This is a genomic window from Pseudomonas petrae (assembly GCF_021728295.1).
GTDB classification, from domain to species: Bacteria; Pseudomonadota; Gammaproteobacteria; order Pseudomonadales; family Pseudomonadaceae; genus Aquipseudomonas; species Aquipseudomonas petrae.
This window is the reverse complement of record NZ_JAKJXE010000003.1, coordinates 369674-389597: the sequence shown is the minus strand read 5'-3', so window position 1 is coordinate 389597 and position 19924 is coordinate 369674. Positions and strand designations below refer to the sequence as shown.

Below are 19924 nucleotides of genomic sequence, written 5' to 3'. Positions count from 1 at the left end.
CCCACCCATGGACATACTGATTTCCGGATTTGACATAGAGGGTGAGATTGGCGAGGGCGCGATGGCGACCGTCTATCTGGCCACGCAGCGCTCGCTGGAGCGCAAAGTCGCGCTGAAGATCATGGCTGCGTCCCTGGCGGCCGATCCGACGTTCTGCGAGCGCTTTCTGCGTGAAGGCAAGATGCTCGCGCGCCTGTCGCACCCGCATACCGTGACCATTCACGACATTGGCAATGTCGGCGACCTGTATTACATGGCCATGGAGTACCTGCCCAACGGCACGCTCAAAGAACGCGTGGCCGCGGGTGTTACCGCCGAGCAGGGCTTGACCTATATTCGCCAGATTGCCTCGGCATTGGGTTATGCCCATGCCCAAGGCCTGGTACACCGCGATGTTAAACCGGCCAACATCCTGTTCCGCGCCAACGGCTCTGCGGTGCTTTCAGACTTCGGCATCGCCAAATCGCTGGACGACCGCACGCAATTCACCCAGGCAGGGCTGGCCGTCGGTACGCCCAGCTACATGAGCCCCGAGCAAGCCCGCGGGCAGGAAATCGACGGCCGCGCCGACCTTTATGCATTAGGCGTGGTGCTCTATGAAATGCTGGTGGGCAAGCTGCCTTACATCGGCATCGACGCATTGTCCACGGCGCTGGCTCACCTGACTGAGCCGCTGCCCGAGTTGCCGATCCACCACGGGCGTTATCAGTTCATCCTCAGCAAGCTGTTGGCCAAGGACCGTAACGAGCGCTTTGCCGATGCCGCCGAACTCATTGCAGCATTGGACAACCTGCCACAGGACGCTGTTGACGCCACGCTGATTCGCCCGCTGGCGCTGCCACCGGTCGAGGTCAAGAGTGCGCCGGTTGCGAAGGTTGATTTGGCGGGGCCTACGCCGGTGTCCATTGGGATTCCATCGGCCACGCCAAATAAGCCTGCCCCGGCCCCGCCGCTGCAGTCTTCGACCCACTCCGAGCAGCGTAAAGGCCCCGTGCTGGCCATGTTGGCGGTCGCAGTTGCGGCCGCCTTGGGCTTGGGCGGTGCGGCCTATTGGTGGCTGAGTGACGCGCCGAGTGCTTCGGCAATTGCCCCGCCTGCTTCGGCGGACAAAACGCCTGATCGCACTGCCACGCCTGATGGCCCTGCGTCGCAGAGCATGGGCACGACGCCGCCCACGAGTCCTGCGAGCCCCCCGCCAGCCGTTGCCGCGCAACCTTTGACCGGGGATGCCGACGGCGGCAATCGACCGCTGTTGATGGTCGGCAAGAAAACTCTGTTCCAGCGCGTGTTAAGCAAGCCGGGTGCACGTTTTGCCAGCCAGGCAGGCGCCCCTGCGGATGGCCCGTCACTGCCAGCGTTCTCGGTGCTGTACGTCTATCAACGTCAAAGCCTCAACGGCAGCCAGTGGTTGCGTGTGGGCGCCGCCAGCGACGGGCACAGCCAAGGCTGGTTGCCACTCGATCAGCTCAGCGACTGGAAGCAGAGCCTGGTGCTCAAATTCAGCGAGCGCTCCGGCCGTGCCCCCGCGATGTTCATGCACGACGCCAGCCATCTGGAGCAGTTGCTAAACAACCCGGCGGCCGCCAAAACGCTGCTGCTCAATGCGCAAAAGAACGCCGACGACACTCACCAGGTGTTGGCGCTGGAACCTGCCGCCAGCGCCATTCCACAGAATCAGTTTTACCTGCTGCCGATCTTCGACTCCAAAGAGACCTTCGACCAGAACGGCCAGCCGGTTCAGATGCTCAATGTTGCGTCTATCGACCCCGGCAACACCCCACAAAAGAACGAGGCGGGTGCTCGGGCGCAGGCACCTTTCACCCAGGACGGTTTCCGCACGGGCATCGTGCTGGTGGTGGACACCTCAGTGTCGATGCAGCCGTACATCGACCAGGTGCGCGACGTGGTCGCAGAACTGCAGAACCAGATTGCCAAGCGCGGCGAGTTGGATCACGTCAGCTTCGGCATGGTGGGCTTTCGCAATAACGTCAGCAAAACACCTGGCCTGGAATACCTCAGCAAGACGCTCGTGACCTTGGATCAAGGGCGTGATCCGCAACGTTTCCTGGAGCTGGCGCGAAAGGTCAAAGCCACCGACGTCTCCAGCCAGTCCTTTAACGAGGACGCTTTTGCCGGGGTCATGCAGGCGGTTAACGGCATGGATTGGACGGGGTATGGCGGGCGCCTGATTCTGTTGGTCACTGATGCCGGATCCCTGCGCAAGAACGACCTCTACAGCAGCACCCAGATGAACGAGGCCGAGGTGCGACAGGCCGCGCTGGGCAAGCAAATCAAAATCTACGCGCTGCACCTGAAAACCGATGCAGGCAAAAAGAACCATGCGTTCGCCGAGCAGCAATACCGCACGCTGACCGCCGACGCTAACCCGAAGATCGGTGACCTGTACGTGGGCGTGCCCGGCGGTGATGTGCAGAAGTTCGGCCAGCGCGTGTCTGAAATCGGCTCGGTGTTTGCCGACCTTGTGCATCAGGTACGCAACAACCAGGCGCCGTCAGCCCCTGCATTACCTGCAGCACCTACCGTGGCTGATAAATCTGCGGCCATCGGATACGCCATGCGCATGGACTTCCTTGGTCATCAATCGGGCGCTCGCGCTCCGCAATTGGTCAGTGCCTGGACCACCGATCGCGACCTGACCAACCCTGCGCTGCCGCAGTTTCAAGTCTGCGTCATGCTCAGCAAGTTGCAGCTCAATGACCTGCAACAGTCGCTCAAGCTGATCGTTGACGCTGCGCGCAAAACGCAAAGCTCGCCTAGGGACTTCTTCCAGGAAATCGCCAGTGCCAGCGCCTACATGAGCCGCGATCCATCCGCGTTGAACAAAGGCGGCAACCTGGCGCAGAGCGGTGTGCTGGGCGAGTATCTGGAGGGGCTGCCGTATCGCAGCAAGTCCCTGAGCATGACGCAGGACTTGTGGCTGTCGTTGAGTGTGGCCGAGCAGGAGGACTTCATTGATGAGCTGGATTCGAAAATCCGCCTCTACGAAACCTTCCACAACGACCTCGCCAACTGGGTCCGTTTCGGTGATGCCGAGCCGGGTGACGCGTTGTACCGCGTGCCGCTGTCGACACTGCCATGATGCTAAGCCTGAGAGAGGTGCGCAAAACCCGCGGCGAGGGCAGCCAGCGATACAGTCTGGTGATCCCCTGTCTGGACTTGGCGGCGGGTCAGCAGTGGGCATTGGTGGGGCCTAGCGGTTGTGGCAAAAGCACGCTGCTCGACCTGCTGGCGCTGGTATTGTCGCCGGACTCGGCGCAGCGCTTTGACTTCTCGAGCGAGCAGGGCGATGTCGACGTTGCCGGGCTGTGGCGCGATGCACAGCACAACCGCTTGGCCGCCTTGCGCAGTCGAGAGATGGGTTATGTGCTGCAAACCGGTGGGCTGCTGGGTTATCTCGATGTGCGCGCCAATATCGGTTTGTCCCGGCAACTGCTGGGGCTGGCAGACGATGGCAGCGTCGAGCAGTTGGCAACGCAGCTAGAGGTCAGCGAGCAGTTGAGCAAGAAACCCGGTGCGCTGTCTGTGGGGCAGCGTCAGCGCGTCAGTTGTGCGCGGGCGCTGGCGCACAACCCGCGTCTGCTGCTGGCCGATGAACCCACTGCGGCACTCGACCCGCTCAACGCGCTGCGCGTGATGCAACTGCTGCTGGGGCGTGTCAGGGCACAGGCGGCCTGTTGTGTGATCGCAACCCATGACCAAGCGCTGGCACGTGACGCAGGCTTGCACATGCTGCACATCCGTTGTGCGCGCGACGCCGATGGTGGTGTGACGGCCACGCTTGAGGAAGGTCGATGATGCGCGTTGCGCTGGTGGCTTCTCTGGCTTGGCACGACTACCGCGCGGACTCACGGCTGTCAGCCTGTGCGGTGTTGGCGCTGGTGGCGGTCATTGCACCGCTGTTGGTGTTGTTCGGACTCAAATTTGGGCTGGTGGGCAGCCTGACCGAACGCCTGGAGCGCGACCCGGCAGTGCGTGAAGTGATTCCCATGGGCGGCGGCCGATTCAGCGCAGCGTTCATCGATGCATTGGCGCAAAGGCCCGACGTCGCATTCGCGTTGCCCCGTACCCGCCAGATCGCGGCCACCGCCGACCTCTCTATGGAGGGGCTGGATCGCGCGGTAAACGTCGAGATGATTCCCAGTGGCGTGGGCGATCCGTTGCTGGGCAACGTACTTGCACCCACCGACCTGTACAGCGTCATCCTCAGCGCGACCTCCGCCGAAAAACTGGGGGCCAAAGCGGGCGACTGGCTAGAGGCGTCTTTCAGCCGTCAGATGGCCGGTCAACTTCAAGCGCAACGCACGCGTCTGCACGTCACGGCGGTATTGGGGCTGGAAGCGTTTGGGCGCGATGCGATTTTCGCGCCGCTGGCATTGCTCGCAGCGGTGGAAGATTACCGAGACGGCTTGGCGGTGCAGGCGTTTGGCTGGCCGGGCGATGCGCCAACTGCCGATGAGCAGCGCGTTTACCCCGCATTTCGGCTGTACGCCCGGAGCCTCAACGACGTCGAGCCGCTGCGGGTGTATTTCGCCGCCCGCAATCAGCTGGTTTCAACGCAAGCGCAGACCATCGCGCAAGTGCAATCGCTGAGCCGTAATCTCTCCATCGTCTTTTGGGTGATCGCAGCATTGGCCGTGGTCGGCGCCGTGGCAGCGATCTTCGCCGGGGCATTGGCGGCGGTCGCGCGCAAGCGTCGAGATCTTTCGGTGCTGCGTTTACTGGGGTTCAGCACCGGGGCGCTGTTGCTGTTCGTGGTCCTGCAAGCGCTCTACAGCGGCGTGTTGGCGGCACTGATCAGCGTCTTGCTGTATAGCGTGGCCGAATCGGGTCTCAATCATTTGTTTGTGCAGGTGCCCGGCGAGCATGCCAGTCACCTGCTGTTGCGTCATTACGTCATCGCGCTGTCAGGCGTACTCGGTGCCAGTGTGTTGGCAGCGGCGCTCGGCGGCTGGCGTGTGGCGCGTATCGAAGCGTCGGAAGGAATCAGAGATGTATAAGTTGCGCAGGGCCGTCCTGGCGTTGACCCTTGCCACTTTGTGTGCGCCGTTGGGCGTGCCGTCGTGGGTACAGGCGGCCGAGGTTGATGCGCCAGACCACTCGCTCGATAACCCTAAACCCTTGCCGGATGACGTGGTGTTGCCACTGCCGTGCGACGGGGAAATGGTGTTTCGTTATGTCTACGTGCTGGCCCAAGGCACCTTGGACGATCGTGAAGTAAGCCTGGGCTATCCATTTGCCGAGGGTGAGCCGGGCTACAAGCAATCGTTCATTTCCGGCTACCGCCGGGACTTCATTAACGGGCAGTTCACCGTCGGCGACTTGCCCGGTGCCTGGCGTAAAACCATCAGCCCGTTGCTGCCTAAAACCGATGCGGGCACCCCGCTAAAACCCATGATGTATTTCATCGGTAAATACGAGGTCACCGCGCGCCAGTACGCAGCGGTCATGGCGCAGGCACTGGCCAGCGGTGAGCCTGCTCCGGTTTGCGACGTCCCTCAAGGCATGGCCGGGCGCTTGCCCAAGGTCAAGCTGTCGCGCTATGAGGCCGAACGCTTCTCGGCGGTCTACAGCGCCTGGCTGATGAAGTATCACCGTGAGCTGCTGCCCATCAGCGGGCGGGGCAAAACAGAAGACGACGGCGGCGTGGGTTTCGTGCGACTGCCCACCGAAGTCGAGTGGGAATATGCCGCCCGTGGCGGTCAGGCCGTCAGCCGTCAGGAGCTTGAAGGGCGCCTGTTTCCGCGCCACGTAGAAGGCAGTGAAGAAGACGGCCCGTTGAGCGATTGGGCGGTGTTCAACCAGGTCGCGGGCGGCACCGGTCAAGCGGCGCGACTGATGCCCATCGGTACCAAGTTACCTAACCCCATCGGCCTGTTCGACGTGCTCGGCAACGCCGCTGAAATGGTTCAGGAATCATTTCAGCTGGTGCATGCCGGGCGTCTTCAGGGGGCTTACGGCGGCTTTGTCGCCAAGGGCGGCAATTACCTGGAAGGTGAGGGCACGCTATTCACCGGGATGCGCCGTGAGTACCCGCTTTTTGCTGCCGATGGCACTGAGCAAAGCAACGAAACCACCGGTTTTCGTGTGGCCGTTGGTGCGCTTTCTGCGCCGCGCTCGCGTTACAAGGAGCTGTTCGAGCAATGGCAGAAGGAGGGCCGGCTGGCGTCGTTGACTGACGCCATCGACGACACTCAGGACCCGACCAAGCGCCTGGACACGATTATCTCCTCCAGCACTGACCCCAAGCTGCAAGCCGAGTTGGGACTGGTCAATGAAGAGCTTAAACGCAACGTGTCGTTGATCGCCCAGCAGCGCGAAGAAGCGGCAGGCAACCTGATCCAGTCATCGGCCCTGGTGGCTGAAACCGTCAACAACTACAACATCCGCCTGACCAACCTCAGGAAAAGCCGACAGCAAGCGCTGGATGCCAAGGATGAGGCCAGCGCCAAGCTGTTTGCCATGGCCATCGAAAACGGCACCAGCGCGCTCGATGGCGCAGTGGCGATCTACATCGACAACCTTGCTACCGGTACGCGCTACACCGATGCGGTGATCCAGGCGCAGTTTCAACGGGTCAAGGAAGAGCTCAATCGAAAACCGGTCGTGGGCAAAAGCCTGGTGGCTCGCGCCACAGTATTTGTTCGCCATGTGGGCAGTTACCGTCAGCAAAAGCGCGCGGACCCACCGGCGATCCTCAAGGAATTGCTTGCACCGACCACTGGGCCGTAATGGCCGGTGTCCAGCGAGTGAAAGGGAGTCCGGGCGGCCAGTGGCCGTACCGGCGTTGTAAAACCAAAACAGAGAGCACGAACATGCAGCTAAGCCGTAAACCCGTTGTATCGACCTCCAAATGCCGTGGGCTGCTATTGGCTGCCGTAGGCTTCAGCGCCGTACTGATGGCGGGCTGTGCCAGCTCGCCGGTCTCCAAAGTGGGCGCCAGCACCAAGGTTGAGTTCTACCCAACCTGCTACGAGCCGGTCAAACACCTGCGTGAGACTGACGGTGACACCACCAAGTCCGTATTCGGCGGTGCCGCTGTTGGCGCTCTGGGTGGCGCACTGGCCGGGGCAATGGTCGGTAGCTCTGAAGACCGTAAGCGCAACATCGCCATCGGTGCAGCGGGCGGCGCCGTGGTTGGCGGTGCAGCGGGTTACTACACCGAGAAGCAGAAGCAGATTGCTGACGACAAGCAGCGCATCGGCTCCTACGCAACCGACATCAATAAGAGCGTCGGCGACATGGACCGCAGCACCGCATACGCCCAGGCGTCGCAATCTTGCTACCAGAGCGAGTTCACCAAGTTGATCGCGGGCCGCAAAGCCAAGACCATCAACGACACCGAAGGCCGCAAGCGTCTGGCTGAAATCGTCGCGGGCCTCAAAGAGTCCAACGACCTGATCACCACCGTGAACGGTCGCACCGGTGAAAGCCTCAACAACTACACCCAAGCGTACGAAAAAGACCTGCAAACCGTTGGCGTGCAGCGTATCGACGTTGCCACTGTCGCCGCGGCAGACACCACATCTGTTACTCCGGCCAGCAAGAAAAAAGCCGCTACGAAGAAAAAGCTGCCAACCGTACCTCAGGAAGCAGTGACCACCGAGAAGACCTTGCGGGACGCGAAAACCAAGCAGGCTGCAAGCCAGCAGGTTGCAGCGACCGGTCAATCGCAGGTTAACGCGATGTGCAAAAGCCCGGATCTGGGCGACTGGGCCCCCGTGCCTTGCCCAAATGCGTGATTGAAGGCGTTTGAGCGTTAACAAAAACGGCCCTGCTCAATGAGCAGGGCCGTTTTTTTATTTCAGTTATTAAGCGGCCTCACGCCTTAGCCGAGTCAGATTCCCGGGATCAGAACAACCCGCCCAAATAGATCGCCCCGCCAACGCCCGCCTGTACGCCGACATTAAATCCGGCCATCACCACCGCGCCCTTAGCCGATTGAAGTAAGTGACGCAGCGTTATCTGCGGAGCGAATGCCGAGGCCGCAGGCATTGCATTCAGTGCCAGCGTCAGTGCCAGCAGTTTCGGATCAAGCCCGAATAGCATAGCCGTGCTCGATCCGCCGGCACCAAGGCCGAGGCCAATCTCCAAGAACACGCAGGCCCCAGTAATGTCATCACGCGTCAGATCACGGTCTTTCAAGGCGTCAGACACCAAGACCCAGCCTTTGCTACGAAAGGATTCCAATGCCCCTACACCGCCAACGCTTTTGCCTTTTATATTAAGGTTGACCTTGCCGAAACGTGGAAGCCGGGCACCAAAACCGATGCCAGCCCCCAGGCCGCCGTAGCGAAAACTCTCCTCTTTTCCATCGGGTGTCTTAAGGGTGATTGATCCGCCGCTTCCAGCTGCGAACGCTATAGTCAGCCCTCCACTACTCGCTGTTTCGTAGGTCCACCGACTGAAATTAACAGGTAGGGGAATGATCGAGTGAGTCATGGTTTAACGTCCTTTTGAGGGCGGTACGGCGGTTTTTTTTCTACCGCTGGAGAACTCGGATCGCGCCGCTAAAGCACAGCCCAAGCCTATCAGCCCTATCAACGCCGAATCGCCCCATAGCGCGCCCTGGTCTTCAATGACAGCCGTCATCTTAGGGTCTTCGGCAAGGTAGAGCACCTGAACCGGTTGCCCAACTTCATAACCAGAAATCATCCCGCCCTGTGCGTATGAGATGACTTGGTTGTCAGCACTGGTGAATTCGATTTCGGGGTGCGAACCGCCAGCGTTAAGCTTACTCACTACACCAGGGGCTCGCTGCGCCTGAGACAAAAATTCGTAACGCCAGTAAGCCATAGAACCGGCAATGGCAAGCATGACCACGCCGGCCAAGCCAAAGATCAGGCTTCGTATCAGGTAGGTGTAGGGGTTGGGAGGATTGCTCATGTCTTTATTCAGGCGTCCTTAAAGAGTTTCTGTGATCGGTTCTCAGCCGAGTGGGACAGTCGGCTGTCAGCCCTATGAGCTGTCTGCCGACAGGTGATATTTGGCGGAACCTTGTCGTCATGCCCATCCACGGGGCAGCCGTGCTGCTGGGCAAGCGTGGAGGCGTGGCGAGGTGTGAAGGTGCGCCGGATTGGGGGTATGCAAGTGCGGTGGGATGAACTTGCGTGGGGCACCACGACGAGAAAACCATTGCATTGTCTCTCCCTGTTTCCCAGGCGGGCGCCTGAGACAAAAGCTGAATTTCCATATACCGGCGTGACCTTGTTCAAGGTGCATGACGCCAAGCGGATTTATACAGGTTTCCGTATTTCAGGCGCCAGAAAAATCAAAACAAGTCCACTGGCTGTGGCCGATAAATGTCTGATGTTGAGACCCGTATCACTGTGCTTGCACCAACGCCTGAAAACATCGGCACCATTTCCGAGTACGCGCCTTTGTGCTTCAGTGCGACTTAGGAGATGCAGCGATAATGAGTTGATGAGATGCGGTGCCTACAGCCTCGACGCGAGAGACAAAGATGCCTCGGCCGATGGGGTACGACTTTCAGGGCTAGAGCAGGTATGGGGAGTAACGCTGACCCCCTGCGACGCAAGGGATAGAAGATGGTGCCCTGACGTCGTTTGAACTGGAGGCTGAGATGCCCATTTTGTAAGGGTTTTATCCGTGTCTATGCGGTTAGGCATACACATAGGCATAAAGCAGCTCAGTCGCTGGAGTCCATATGGATTTCGAATTGCCGCTGTTCGACCTGTCGCGGCGACCGGTCTTCCAATGCCAATACGTGCTCAATATTCGTTGCGATATTCACTTTCCATGTCTCGTTTAAATTGGAGGTGTTCGTCAACTACACAGCCAGCCCCTGTAAGCATCGTTGCGATTTTCTCAATTACCTCACGTACATTCCGAAGGTTAATGGTCGCGATGCCCGGCAACGACGGCTTCCCATCTCTATCCTCTGGATAGCGAAATGCCTGAGACGTGGGGTCGATTAATGCAAATTCGTCGATCAGGCGGCCTGCTTCTTGTAGCTTCTCAACTGAATCACCTGGTGATATTTCTTCTAGAAGGGGATAGCAGATCGCCCAAAGACGTCCGATATGGTGATCTTTCGGAAAGCCATTTTCCCTACCAATGACTAATCTACCCATCTGAATGAGCTCTTTGAGCTGTAGTTCTAGGTACTGGCGGTATAGAAATAAAATAGGGTAGACCTGAGTGTCCTGGCCGGAGCTGTGTTCCTCAATGCGCTGAACCAGCACATCGGCAGCGTCCTTGTACCCTGACGCGTAAAGCGTCCAACGATACCCCCCTCCCCAATTCACACACGCATTGTTCCACCAGTCCTCCTGGGACTTAAACAGTCCGTCTTCAGAAGACGGGAAAGCTGACGGCGGTATGAAGAAATCAGGGTCAAGTAAGGAGTCTGGATCGCTCATGTTGAAGCCTCAATTTAGGGTTGCGAGAGGCGAGTATAGAAGCTCAACCGAAACACGTGGACATGACGAACGCACGTAATTTCCCAGTAACGCTAGCGTCCGATGTGATCTCTAGACTGGTCAAAGCGCGCGTGATGTGTAAACGAGAGTACGAAAAAATCGCCGGGGCCCCTGGAGAGTTTTGTTAGGTACGGGGCATGAAACCCGCGAGATCTTGGTAGTGGTAGTTTCATCAGCTTACTGAAATTTCAACGTTGAAATTGAAAGGATATTGAAGAGAAGAGGGCATCGTTACCGCAACGGTAAAGGTGAGCTAGCGTGTTGTTGATAGCGAACGGTTGAGCCCCGTCAACGTTGGGGATGGTGTCAACCACGTCAACCTGTCAACCAACGTAGAAAATCCAGCCGCTAACACGATTCGGCGGGTTTTGTGCCCCGTGTCATTCGGAAATGCTCAGGGTCCCCGGCGACCTCCCAACATCTTGTGCAATTGCACTGGTGAACTGTGTGTTCACCCGGTTCACCTGTTCACTAAGCTGGGCACTTGTTCACTAAGCTGGGCACTAGTTCGCTAACAAAGTCCGGCGGGTTTCCGACCCCGTATCGTTCAGATACCGTCAGGGTCCCCGGCGTCGTCTTCTGAATCAAGGGAGCGATTCAACTCCGAAAAATCTGTATACGCATCACAATTCAGGCAGTGATACATGTAGGTCGACTCCTGATAGTGCATTCCGCAGAAACAACCGCAAAAAGGACAGCATTCATCGTACTCAAAGTCTCCCCATTTGCAGACACCAACGTATTCGGGAATACCGTCTCTGTCATAGCCAAAAATGGCAAATGAGTCGCCGCTTACTGGCACAAACCCACTAAAACGCTTTAGCTGATCCAGCACATCGTCTTGATCTATAGCGAACCACTCACCTATTCCTCTATAAGCCTTATAGAACCGGTGCAGACCTTGCTCCGCCAGCACGTCGTCTTCAGTTTCGATCCACCCCATCAGTTCAAGGGGGTGGGGGTTACCTGTCTGCAATTGACCAATGCGTTTTTGCGGCGTCGCGCTACGACCAATTTTGATTGAGTCGCTGCTTGGATCTCGAATGAAATACACAGGCATGGTCTGTACCGATAGGGGGGCTATATTTTGGGAGGATCTAGGTAGGTTGTTCGCTGTAGGCCTACAAATCCTAGGGGGGGCGGGGACGTCACCTGGAACTGTGACAAAACTGGTGTAACGCGTGTAACGCGTGTAACGCGTGTAACAGGTGTTACGAATATCAGTAACCAATTGAAATTATTGAATTATTTATTTGAAGCACCAATCGAGAACACTTGTTTCACTGCGTGTAACATCACCAAACGGTGTGACACGATTTCTTTGACGCCCCGTTGGTTACGCTGGAACTCCCGCGAAGCGGAGTCGCAAGCCCTGTTTTTTTCGGTAGGGGTGCAAATCAGCTCAAAATCGCCTTTGAGGGCGCATTGCTATCGTTTCTCACACGACCGCGTGTAGCCCGTAAAAAGACCAAGCAACTAAGCCCAAAATGTGTCAGCAGGGGGGCAAATTCTTCGTCAGTTGTTTCAATTTTCAGGCATAACTGAGACACTCAGGCTTACCATAGCACGACCGTCACAAAGAGAATTTCAGTTCAGAGTAAGGCGCATCACCTCGGGCCGATCGGGAGGTTTTGCCAGTCCTGTAGGTCATTTCACGTGGTTCGACGTGGCTTAACAATCTGTACAAAAAAATTTGACGGCCAGTTGCTGCAAAACTTTGGAAGCCTTCAACGATGCCTTTGGCGACAACTCCCTCCTCCTCCTCCCCCAGCCGCCTGACATGGCGCTTGGCTACCTCCTGCTTAGCTTCTGTCGCATGACTACTCAAGATATCGTCGGCAAGCTCTGGAACCTCTGCAACGTTCTCAAAGATGATGGTGTGACCTATCACCAGTACGTCACCGAGCTCACTTATTTGCTGTTTCTTAAAATGGCGGATGAGACTGGCCAAGGGGACCAACTGGCAGATGGATGTCATTGGGCTGACCTGCTGGCGCAAAGTGCGCTCAAACGTCTTGAATTTTATAAAGTCACGTTGATTCGTCTTGGTAGCCACGGCTCCCCATTGGTGAAGGAGATTTTTGCCAACGCCAGCAGCTTCATCAAAAAACCGGCCACACTGTCTACCTTAGTAACTGAGATGGACAAGCTTGATTGGTATAGTGCTCGACAGGAGGGGCTGGGCGATATCTATGAGGGCTTGTTAGAGAAGAATGCCAATGAGAAGAAAAGTGGAGCCGGACAGTATTTTACTCCGCGCGCGCTGATCGACAGTATGGTGGCGGTAATGAAACCAGATCTAAAAGACCGCATCCAGGATCCGGCTGCCGGAACCGGCGGCTTTTTGATTGCGGCACATCATTACTTGAAAGAGCACCATGATTTTGACGCGCTCACCGACGCTCAGCAGCGCAAGCTGCGTTGCGCCACATTTTTTGGCATGGAACATGTGCAGGATACTCATCGCTTAGCATTGATGAATCTTATGTTGCACGGCATCGAGAGTGCTGGTGAAGGTGGGCCTACGAATGGTGGCATTCACTATGGTGACACGCTAGGTCCGGAAGGCGCGGTGCTGGCAAAAGCTGGCGCGTCACTTATCCTAACCAACCCCCCTTTCGGCACCAAGAAGGGTGGGGGCTTGCCAACACGTACTGACTTCACCTTCTCCACAAGTAATAAACAATTCTGTTTCGTGCAGCACATCATGCTCGCTCTCAAACCTGGAGGGCGGGCTGCTGTGGTGTTGCCCGATAATGTGCTATTTGAAAGCAATGTAGGTGCTGAGATACGCCGCGAATTGCTGGACAGCTATAATCTTCACACCATTTTGCGTCTACCGACCGGAATCTTTTATGCGCACGGAGTGAAAACCAATGTGTTGTTTTTTTCTCGTGGCGAGAAGGCTAAAGACAATACAAAGCAGGTTTGGATCTATGATCTTCGCTCCAATATGCCCCAATTCGGTAAGCGCACTCAGCTGACTCGTGATTACTTCACCGAGTTTGAAGCTGCTTTTGGCGACGACCCAATGGGTGGATTAGATAGCCTGCTTAATCGTAGAGAGCAAGGAGAGCAGGGGCGTTGGCGTGCGTTCTCTCGCGATCAAATCGCGGCAAGAGGCGACAATCTGGATATTTCTTGGCTTAAAGACGAAAGCGAGCCAGCGATCGAGGCGTCTTGTGAGCCGGCATTATTGGTTCGCGATGCTATCGGCGAGTTGGAGCTAGTGTTGGATGACCTACGAGGAATTTTAGCCGAGTTGGGTGAAGAGGTAGATGAGGTGGAAATGTGACAACCCCTTTGCCTCAAGGTTGGACAACCGCCACGTTAGGTGAGCTTTTGCAGTTTAAGTACGGGAAGTCTCTTCCCGAACGTTCGCGATCTGGTGTTGGCGCAACGGTGTACGGATCGAACGGAGTTGTTGGTGAGCATGGCTCAGCACTAGTTGAATCCGAGGCTCTTATCATTGGCAGAAAGGGGAGCGTAGGAGCAATTCATCATGCGAAGCATCCATCATGGCCTATCGACACTGCGTACTTCGTCGATGAGCTGTGGGGTATGTCATTTCGTTATTGGTATTACTTGCTTACTTCGTTAGACCTTCGGTCACTGAACAGGGCGACTGCGATACCGGGACTTAATCGCGATGACGCATATTCAGTTACTATTCCAATTGCACCTCTATCAGAGCAGCGTCGTATCGCCGATAGGCTTGATGCGTTAGTGACGCGAGTGGATGCTTGTCGTACCCGTCTAGATCTAGTACCCGCTTACCTAACACGGCTTCGGCAATCGGTGTTGATGGCCGCGACGAATGGAGAGCTTATAGAGGATTGGCAAGAGCCAACAGTAAAGAATTGGAAACTTGTACGGCTCGATGAGGTAGCTACCGATTTCTCTTATGGTTCGGCCGTCAAATCAGCTAGATCAGGTGCGGTTCCGGTACTTCGCATGGGAAATATTCAAGATGCAAGACTAGACTGGTCCGATCTTGTTTACACCTCTGATGACGCTGAAATCGCCAAGTACCAATTAACCCCTGGGGATGTGTTGTTCAATCGAACGAACAGTCCAGCACTAGTTGGCAAGACTGCTGTTTATAAAGGTGAGCAGCCAGCCATCTATGCAGGCTATTTAATCCGTGTTCGATGTGGTGAGTTTTTGTTACCAGATTTTCTGAATTACAGTTTAAATAGCCCCAAAGGTCGTGCATATTGTTGGAGTGTGAAATCCGATGGCGTAAGTCAGTCGAATATAAACGCTAAGAAGCTCGCGGCTTTTTCTTTTGCGTTGCCCTCGGTGGCAGAGCAAACGGAAATTGTACGCCGAGTTGAGTCTTTTTTTGCACTCGCCGACATCCTTGAAAGCAATTACACGTCAGCCCGCGCCCAGGTTGAGAAACTAATCCCTTCAATGCTGAATAAAGCATTTCGGGGTGAGCTTGTTACACAAGATTCTGCGGACGAGCCTGCGAGTGAACTAGTCAAGCGTATTTCGGCCATGAGGGCAAACGACCAGTCCATTGCCAACATTACAAAGCTATCGAGGAGCGAGCCTTTGAAATCCGCACCAAGGGATCAACTATCAGACGTTGTTGGTCGGATGCCAAAAGAAGGCTTCACTTTTGAGGAGCTTAACAAGGTAGTTTCTTGGGATTATGAATCACTCAAGGAAGAGCTTTTTATGTTGCTTGCTGACAATCAATCCGGCTTGAAGCAATTTTTCGATGTCGGCGCGAAAGCTATGAAGTTTAAGCAGGTGGATGAATGAAACTCTTACGTGTTCACATCATCACTGCCAAATCTTGTGGTGGGTTGTTAGACGGACTTGATGTGCGCTTGAGAGGCTCGTCTACTTCTGTAAGCGATTTCGAACCGCTTTGCCTCATAGGGCCTAATGGGGCAGGTAAGTCACAACTTATTCAAGTTATTGCTGAAGCTTTCCAGTCCTTGCTTCACGCTGCAGTACCTGACGAGGAACGCGCTGAGGGTAACGAGAATTTGCTTTTTGAGATCGAATATCTGATCTCAGAACCAAAACATGACAAGCCTGTACATGTCCGTGCGCGCCGGCTTGCGCAAGGGCGGAAAAAAGCGGTGGTAGGGCTTGATAGGAAAGTAGATGGTGATTGGGTGGAGTGTGACCTTACGAGTGCCGCCACAGCTGCACTACTACCAACGAAGGTAGTGGGTTACACCTCGGGTGCAAACGAGACGTTAAGTTTACCTTTCTTGGTGTCTCGTAGTGGATATGCTGAGGAGGTGGGCCGACGAGCCTTGAATGAATCAACTCGGGCTGATCCGGTACCTGATACAAGATTAATGCTGATTGACTACGGAACGCATCTCGAAGTACTGGTGGCCAACCTACTTTTAGGCGCACTCGAGGAGCGCGATGCGCTGTTGAGTGATGCTCGTGTGCAGGATCTTCATTCGTTTCGATGTGTCATACAGTTGGCACACTCGGCTGCCCCAAAAGCCGCGGCAAAAAAAGGACGTAATAGGCGTAAAGGGATTCAACTAACAGGTGAGCTAGAACTCTATCTAGACCAGCTTCAGCGCTGTGCGACTAGTTTCCATTACGAGCCTACTAGCGACAGCTATACGTTCGATTTTTTTGTCACTGAAGAGACGCGCAAAGCATTTTCTAGTTTCTGGTCTAGCGCCTTAGCGCTTTATGCTGCGCTTCACAAGCTAGCGATGCTCAATGATCTTGCTATACCAAAAGCGGCGCGCGATAGATTCAAGCGTGAAACTCAATTGCGCAAGTTTGCCTCGCGGTTACCCGAGCCTCAGGACGAAGACAAAGTATTCAGATTTGAGCGGGTCGTGTTTGATGCCCAGGGCGGTCGTGGAACTGTTGATTATGTATCGCTCTCTGATGGGGAGCATCAGCAGGCTCAGCTGTTAGGTACGATGTGTATGGTTTCTTTTCCTCAAGCGCTCTTTCTTTTGGATGAGCCGGAATCTCACTTCAACCCGAAGTGGAGGGTGAAACTTATTTCTAAGGTGCTCGACCTTCCAACGGCAACCGGAAGGCGTAAAGATGCAAGCCCAGCATCGATGCAGGATTGTCTGCTTACAACTCACTCTCCATTCGTTCCTTCTGATATGGCGAAGGAGCGTGTTCTTATATTCAGTAAGAATAGTGCGACGGGAAAAATAGAAGTTCGTCACCCAAATGTTGAAACCTTCGGTACAACATTCGATGCAATTCTTGGCGAGTGCTTTGATATACGTCCGCCTATTTCCGACGTCCCCAAAGCGGTGATAGAGGAGCTAAACGCGTCTTACGATCCAAAAGAAATTCAGGAGCGCATGCAAGACCTGGGTGATTCAGTCGAAAAAATTATGCTCGCTGACCGTGTTCGTCAGTTGCAGCGTCAGTCTGGAGACTGACATGTTATTTGGTTACCCTGTAGCTGTTACTGCTGAGAATTGGTTGCACGACTGCCTCATTGTCGCTGTTAAACGCGTACATGAACTTGTGACGGCTGGAAAGCGGATGCCTAGCTGGCCCCGTCTCTTTCCTGAAGCATATCGTGATAGATTATCGGGTAGGAAAGGACTTGAGAAAAGGCTCAAGGCCTATACGACTGCAATAAAAACGCTCAACGCTGCTGAGCGCCAATCTGTGCTCGAGGCCGTTGAGGCGCAGAATAAAATTTCAGATCTGTTAATTCGTCGATGTGATTGTGAGGAACTCGCAAACCTTCCTGAGCGTATTCGTGAGCCAGCCAAAGATTTGTTTACTTTCGCTTTTGGCCTTCTTACCGATTATGAAATTCGTCAGCGCCAATATCTGGCTCTGTGTAACAGCATTCCCGCCCGTGTATGTCCGTTCTGTGGATGCGAAGGACTCGATGCTCCCGGAGCGCCACAGGAAGATCTAGATCATTATATTCCTAGGTCTAAATATCCTTTTGCAGCTGCCAATCTACGTAACTTGGCCCCAATGGGAGGCCGTTGTAACGCTTCGTACAAGCATATACAAGATCCATTGCGGGCAAATGATGGCCGGCGTAGGGCTGCGTGTGATCCCTATCATACCGCGGGAGTGGGCATCTCTTTAAGTAACAGTGTGGTTGATGAGATGACGCCTGGGCCGATTGTGTCGGATTGGGTGATAGAGTTTCTACCTACGAACGAAGCGATCGAGACTTGGGATGAGATTTTTCACATAAAGGAGCGCTGGACGCGTGATGTCTTAGACGAGCGTACGTTCAATCAGTGGCTTGGGGATTTTCGTAACTATTGCTTTACTGCGACTCTTCAAATCACTGGAGATGATGATGTATTGCGCGCAGTAAGTCGATACGAAGAGTATCTAACAGGGTGCGGGTTTAGCGATCGAGCTTTTCTGAAAGCCGCTGTGTTTCGCTTTTTGCTGCGTCGATGTTCTGTAGGTTGTCAGCGATTGTTGCCTATGCTTCGCGATCTAACCGGTGCGCCCCAGCCAAGGATACTAATCGGGTTTTAGCTTATGTTGTTAAAGCACCAAGTACTTGAATATTCTGATATTTTAATTCTTTAGTTGTGCGCTGGTAGCGCTTTACATTAAAGCTGGTGTTTTATCAGATTGGCTATATATTTAAAGTTCTGTTTTTTTGAGCTTTTCAAGTCATTAAATCTTAGTTCTAAATGGGGAAGTACTCTAAACATAAAAAGCCGACAGAGGTCGGCTTTTTATGGATGTTTAGCTCATCTTATAGGACTACCGCGCCAGAATATCCATAACGTCGTAATTAGCCTGCTGGGATACATCACGAAGCTGCCAGTGGCCATAATTTTCGCCTAGCTCGGGGATGCTTAGTTTCAAGAACGTTATTCCATCACGCCCGATCAAACTTCCGGCGGCGTACAACTTAGCCCCCACATCCAGTAATTGCCGTGCGGCTGTATTCCACTTTTCCTCCAGAGCGTAATGTGCCACATACAAGGCAGAGCTCTCGAGTTTCCTGTACTCCTCTTCTGCTTCAACGACGTGTTTGTCCACCGTCACCAGCTCCTCCTCAAGCGCAGTGATAATCAGTTGTTGTCGCCGGTTATGTTCAGTGGCTGCCACGAGGTTTTTGGCGGCTTTTTGTGCATCATTCATCGCAGTATTTTCGCCCTCTTCATCACCCCACGCTACAGCCCTGGCATAGGCCGATGCTGCCTCTGTCTCGGCTTGTCGTGCCTTGCTCATATCCTCCACAGCTTCTTGCTGATCAGCTCCAGTCGGACGCTAAGGCTCTCTCGTTTGGCAAGAAGTTCTTCCTTGTCGGTCTTCCAGTTTTCCATGCCTGATATGTACTCAGCTATCCGTGGATCCTGCTCTGCGACAGCCTCACGGCGATGCAGTGCTTGATTGATTCGAGAGATCTCGAACTTTATCGAGTCGATTCGGCGTTTGCGTGCATTGAACTCGTCTCTGATCGCCCTTACCTGATCGTGGTCTACGCCTTCGGGACTTTCTAGCGCGGCTTCGAAAGGGAGCAATTCTGCTTCCAATTTTTCCAATTCAGGAAGCAGGGATTCACGTTTACGTGTGCATAATTTTCTGCACTGCGTGTCTGTAGAAATTTATTGAGGCCTTCAAGGGGGTTGTGGATCGCTCGGCCCGTCACGCGTGCCAAGTCGTAGATCTCTTTGCAGAAGGCCCGAACTCTGCCCATTTGCTCAATGATCCCTTTCTGCTCCATGCCGCGCAGAAACTCCATCCATTCAAGAGGAAGTATTTCTGTGTAGATGCGTTTGCCGAAAACGGGGAACACGTGAAGCTCCAGGGCACCAAGGACTCGACGGGACGTGCCGGCTTCCCAGCTTGAGCGCCTAGCCTCAAACCATTCGCGCCCTAATGCTTCGAAAGTGTTGTTGGCCGCGACCCGGTCAGCAATCTTGCGAGCCTGCTTACTGACTAAAGGATTTTTACCAGTCGATGCGTCATCCCGTAGTTGCGCCGCCTTCTGCCTGGCTAGCGACCCACTGATTTCGGGGTAGCCACCTAGGCCCAGCCAGGACCATTAGTAGTGTCGGCCAGTGGGCGGCGTTTGATTTCAGCACGCTTCACTGCGTGTATGCCTCCAGTTCAATGAATCTCAAAGCATACACGTGGGCATACACGGCGTGAAGTTATAGGGGTAGACAGGAAGGGATAGCCAGAAACAAGAAAGCCCGCACTGGGCGGGCTTCTTGGGGTGTTTCGTAGACTGTCAGAGACAGGTCTAGACTGCTATATGGTGCACCTGACGGGATTCGAACCCATGACCCCTGCCTTCGGAGTCCTAAAAGTCGACGTTTAGAATCAATACTTTAGCGGGGATTAGCTGGGAAATCAATGGGTTGTGTTAGCTGAGGTTAGCGGGTTTTCTCCCGGATTAGCTGGGCGAGTGTGGCAAATTTGTGGCAGTTGGAGGTTACCAATGTCATACGGTAGCAAGGGTAGGTGTGAGACTTGAGTTCGACGATGATTATCACATA

The 19924-nt window shown here is 54.9% G+C and carries 15 protein-coding genes and 1 pseudogene; 9 read left to right on the top strand and 7 right to left on the bottom strand.

What is annotated here, in order from left to right:
• Positions 1 to 7 precede the first annotated feature (7 nt).
• The 5 genes from L4G42_RS07485 to tagQ all read left to right on the top strand — a co-directional run bounded on the left by L4G42_RS07485 (position 8) and on the right by tagQ (position 7760).
• Positions 8 to 3100 carry a serine/threonine-protein kinase gene (locus L4G42_RS07485; protein WP_237252821.1) on the top strand — a complete coding sequence of 1031 codons (3093 nt, stop codon included), beginning with the start codon at positions 8 to 10 and terminating at the stop codon, positions 3098 to 3100.
• A complete protein-coding gene (locus L4G42_RS07480; RefSeq protein ID WP_272904026.1) occupies positions 3100 to 3816 on the top strand; it encodes an ABC transporter ATP-binding protein in 717 nt (238 codons plus the stop codon). Before L4G42_RS07485 ends, L4G42_RS07480 begins: the two co-directional genes overlap by 1 nt.
• A complete protein-coding gene (locus L4G42_RS07475) occupies positions 3816 to 5018 on the top strand; it encodes an ABC transporter permease (protein WP_237252897.1) in 1203 nt (400 codons plus the stop codon). Before L4G42_RS07480 ends, L4G42_RS07475 begins: the two co-directional genes overlap by 1 nt.
• Entirely contained in the window at positions 5011 to 6750 is a 1740-nt protein-coding gene (locus L4G42_RS07470) for a formylglycine-generating enzyme family protein (RefSeq protein WP_237260713.1), read from the top strand. Before L4G42_RS07475 ends, L4G42_RS07470 begins: the two co-directional genes overlap by 8 nt.
• A gap of 83 nt (positions 6751 to 6833) precedes the next feature.
• Entirely contained in the window at positions 6834 to 7760 is a 927-nt protein-coding gene (gene tagQ / locus L4G42_RS07465) for a type VI secretion system-associated lipoprotein TagQ (RefSeq protein ID WP_237252826.1), read from the top strand.
• 109 nt (positions 7761 to 7869) lie between these two features.
• On the opposite strand, the gene L4G42_RS07460 is transcribed toward tagQ, so the two are convergent.
• The 4 genes from L4G42_RS07460 to L4G42_RS07445 all read right to left on the bottom strand — a co-directional run bounded on the left by L4G42_RS07460 (position 7870) and on the right by L4G42_RS07445 (position 11520).
• Positions 7870 to 8460 carry a hypothetical protein gene (locus L4G42_RS07460; protein ID WP_237252828.1) on the bottom strand — a complete coding sequence of 197 codons (591 nt, stop codon included), beginning with the start codon at positions 8458 to 8460 and terminating at the stop codon, positions 7870 to 7872.
• A 3-nt stretch (positions 8461 to 8463) separates the two neighbouring features.
• Positions 8464 to 8904 (bottom strand): DUF3592 domain-containing protein, encoded by a 441-nt coding sequence (locus L4G42_RS07455; RefSeq protein WP_237252829.1) that lies wholly within the window; start codon positions 8902 to 8904, stop codon positions 8464 to 8466.
• Between the two features lie 845 nt (positions 8905 to 9749).
• Positions 9750 to 10400, bottom strand: coding sequence for a HEPN domain-containing protein (locus L4G42_RS07450; protein ID WP_237252831.1), 651 nt, complete (start codon positions 10398 to 10400; stop codon positions 9750 to 9752).
• Positions 10401 to 11007: 607 nt separating this feature from the next.
• Entirely contained in the window at positions 11008 to 11520 is a 513-nt protein-coding gene (locus L4G42_RS07445; RefSeq protein ID WP_237259757.1) for a GIY-YIG nuclease family protein, read from the bottom strand.
• 657 nt (positions 11521 to 12177) lie between these two features.
• On the opposite strand from L4G42_RS07445, the gene L4G42_RS07440 reads away from it, so the two are divergent.
• From L4G42_RS07440 to L4G42_RS07425, 4 genes are read left to right on the top strand one after another with little or no spacing between them, the layout of a single operon-like run.
• Positions 12178 to 13755, top strand: coding sequence for a class I SAM-dependent DNA methyltransferase (locus L4G42_RS07440; protein WP_237252835.1), 1578 nt, complete (start codon positions 12178 to 12180; stop codon positions 13753 to 13755).
• A complete protein-coding gene (locus tag L4G42_RS07435) occupies positions 13752 to 15233 on the top strand; it encodes a restriction endonuclease subunit S (protein ID WP_237252837.1) in 1482 nt (493 codons plus the stop codon). Before L4G42_RS07440 ends, L4G42_RS07435 begins: the two co-directional genes overlap by 4 nt.
• Positions 15230 to 16861, top strand: a complete 1632-nt coding sequence (locus L4G42_RS07430) for a restriction system-associated AAA family ATPase (protein WP_237259758.1) — start codon at positions 15230 to 15232, stop codon at positions 16859 to 16861. Before L4G42_RS07435 ends, L4G42_RS07430 begins: the two co-directional genes overlap by 4 nt.
• Position 16862: 1 nt before the next feature.
• The gene (locus L4G42_RS07425) at positions 16863 to 17942 is read left to right on the top strand and encodes a hypothetical protein (protein ID WP_237252839.1); all 1080 of its coding nucleotides are present in this window, start codon (positions 16863 to 16865) and stop codon (positions 17940 to 17942) included.
• A gap of 234 nt (positions 17943 to 18176) precedes the next feature.
• Here L4G42_RS07425 and L4G42_RS07420 read toward each other — a convergent pair whose 3' ends face one another.
• The 3 genes and pseudogenes from L4G42_RS07420 to L4G42_RS07410 all read right to left on the bottom strand — a co-directional run.
• Positions 18177 to 18650: a hypothetical protein gene (locus tag L4G42_RS07420; RefSeq protein WP_237252840.1), complete on the bottom strand. Its 474-nt coding sequence runs from the start codon at positions 18648 to 18650 to the stop codon at positions 18177 to 18179.
• Positions 18647 to 18955, bottom strand: coding sequence for a hypothetical protein (locus tag L4G42_RS07415; RefSeq protein ID WP_237252903.1), 309 nt, complete (start codon positions 18953 to 18955; stop codon positions 18647 to 18649). Before L4G42_RS07415 ends, L4G42_RS07420 begins: the two co-directional genes overlap by 4 nt.
• A gap of 26 nt (positions 18956 to 18981) precedes the next feature.
• A pseudogene (locus tag L4G42_RS07410) lies at positions 18982 to 19467 on the bottom strand (tyrosine-type recombinase/integrase); the annotation flags it as partial.
• Between the last annotated feature and the right edge of the window lie 457 nt (positions 19468 to 19924).

Coding starts and splice junctions, on each gene's coding strand:
- L4G42_RS07485 (WP_237252821.1), top strand. CDS start 8: ATGGACATACTGATTTCCGGATTTGACATAGAGGGTGAGATTGGCGAG.
- L4G42_RS07480 (WP_272904026.1), top strand. CDS start 3,100: ATGCTAAGCCTGAGAGAGGTGCGCAAAACCCGCGGCGAGGGCAGCCAG.
- L4G42_RS07475 (WP_237252897.1), top strand. CDS start 3,816: ATGCGCGTTGCGCTGGTGGCTTCTCTGGCTTGGCACGACTACCGCGCG.
- L4G42_RS07470 (WP_237260713.1), top strand. CDS start 5,011: ATGTATAAGTTGCGCAGGGCCGTCCTGGCGTTGACCCTTGCCACTTTG.
- tagQ (WP_237252826.1), top strand. CDS start 6,834: ATGCAGCTAAGCCGTAAACCCGTTGTATCGACCTCCAAATGCCGTGGG.
- L4G42_RS07460 (WP_237252828.1), bottom strand. CDS start 8,460: ATGACTCACTCGATCATTCCCCTACCTGTTAATTTCAGTCGGTGGACC.
- L4G42_RS07455 (WP_237252829.1), bottom strand. CDS start 8,904: ATGAGCAATCCTCCCAACCCCTACACCTACCTGATACGAAGCCTGATC.
- L4G42_RS07450 (WP_237252831.1), bottom strand. CDS start 10,400: ATGAGCGATCCAGACTCCTTACTTGACCCTGATTTCTTCATACCGCCG.
- L4G42_RS07445 (WP_237259757.1), bottom strand. CDS start 11,520: ATGCCTGTGTATTTCATTCGAGATCCAAGCAGCGACTCAATCAAAATT.
- L4G42_RS07430 (WP_237259758.1), top strand. CDS start 15,230: ATGAAACTCTTACGTGTTCACATCATCACTGCCAAATCTTGTGGTGGG.
- L4G42_RS07425 (WP_237252839.1), top strand. CDS start 16,863: ATGTTATTTGGTTACCCTGTAGCTGTTACTGCTGAGAATTGGTTGCAC.
- L4G42_RS07420 (WP_237252840.1), bottom strand. CDS start 18,650: ATGAGCAAGGCACGACAAGCCGAGACAGAGGCAGCATCGGCCTATGCC.